This window comes from Streptomyces durhamensis (assembly GCF_000725475.1).
GTDB lineage: Bacteria > Actinomycetota > Actinomycetes > Streptomycetales > Streptomycetaceae > Streptomyces > Streptomyces filipinensis.
Map to the genome: position 1 here is coordinate 1 of NZ_JNXR01000079.1, position 1,495 is coordinate 1,495.

General features: G+C 68.3%; 1 protein-coding gene. It reads left to right on the forward strand.

Features of this window, described 5'->3' with window-relative positions:
• The first annotated feature begins 268 nt into the window (after positions 1-268).
• A complete protein-coding gene (locus IO33_RS0141825) occupies positions 269-1,471 on the forward strand; it encodes an IS110 family RNA-guided transposase (RefSeq protein WP_031174311.1) in 1,203 nt (400 codons plus the stop codon).
• Positions 1,472-1,495 lie beyond the last annotated feature (24 nt).

Here is a 1,495-nt window from a genome sequence, read left to right on the forward strand (position 1 = left end):
CCCCCCGTTATGTTTTCCGCGGTCCTGCAAGAGGACCGCTGGCCTCCGGGCCCGGCATGACTGTTCCCCCCTGTCGAACGGATGACCTGGGGGGTGGTGTCACCGGGCCCGAGAGGCGCCGTTGGAGACGCTGATGAGAGGTCCGACTACCGCCTGGCCTGGCGCAATGCCTGGCCGCTTGCGGGCGGCAGGTCTGCATAACGTGGATGCGCGCATACGACGCCAACGCCCTGGCCAGCACCGCACGATCCCCGTTCGGGAGGATGGGTTGGACGAGATCGACGACGTGGGCGTCTTCCTGGGCCTGGACGTCGGCAAGACGAACCATCATGGGCACGGGCTCACCCCGGCCGGCAAGAAGGTCTTCGACAAGCAGCTGCCCAACACCGAACCCAAACTGCGGGAGGTCTTCACCAAGCTGAAGACCAAGTTCGGCACCGTGCTGGTGATCGTGGACCAGCCCGCCTCGATCGGAGCCCTCCCGCTCACGGTCGCCCGGGACGCGGGCTGCCAGGTCGCCTACCTGCCTGGCCTGGCCATGCGCCGGATCGCCGACCTGTATCCGGGCGAGGCGAAGACCGACGCCCGCGACGCGGCCGTGATCGCCGACGCCGGGAGGACGATGCCGCACACGCTGCGCTCGCTGGAACTGACCGACGAGATCACCGCCGAACTGACCGTCCTGGTCGGCTTCGACCAGGACCTCGCGGCCGAGGCCACCCGCACCAGCAACCGGATCCGCGGCCTGCTCACCCAGTTCCACCCCAGCCTGGAGCGCGTTCTTGGCCCCCGGCTCGACCACCAGGCCGTCACCTGGCTGCTGGAACGCTACGGATCCCCCGCCGCCCTGCGAAAGGCCGGACGCCGCAAACTCGTCGAAGTCATACGGCCCAAGGCCCCACGCATGGCAGCGCGGCTCATCGACGACGTCTTCGACGCCCTCGACGAGCAGACCGTCGTCGTTCCCGGCACCGGCACCCTCGACATCGTCATCCCGTCGCTGGCCCGCTCGCTCGGCGCCGTCCACGAACAGCGACGAGCACTGGAAGCTCAGATCGAGATCCTGCTGGAGGATCACCCTCTTTCCAAGGTCCTGACGTCGCTGCCCGGCGTCGGCGTCAGGACCGCCGCCACACTGCTGGTCACCGTCGGCGACGGCACCAGCTTTCCCAGCGCCGCCCACCTGGCCTCTTACGCCGGCCTCGCCCCCACGACCAAGTCCTCCGGGACCTCGATCCACGGCGAACACGCACCCAGAGGCGGCAACCGGCAGCTCAAGCGGGCGATGTTCCTGTCCGCGTTCGCAGCCCTGCACGATCCCGCCTCCCGCACCTACTACGACAAATGCCGGGCCAGAGGAAAGACCCACACCCAGGCACTGCTCCGCCTGGCCCGACAACGAATCAACGTGCTGTTCGCGATGCTCCGCGACGGCACCTTCTACGAACCCAGAACCCCACGCCTCGCTTGACGAAAGACATAGAGGCACCCCCCC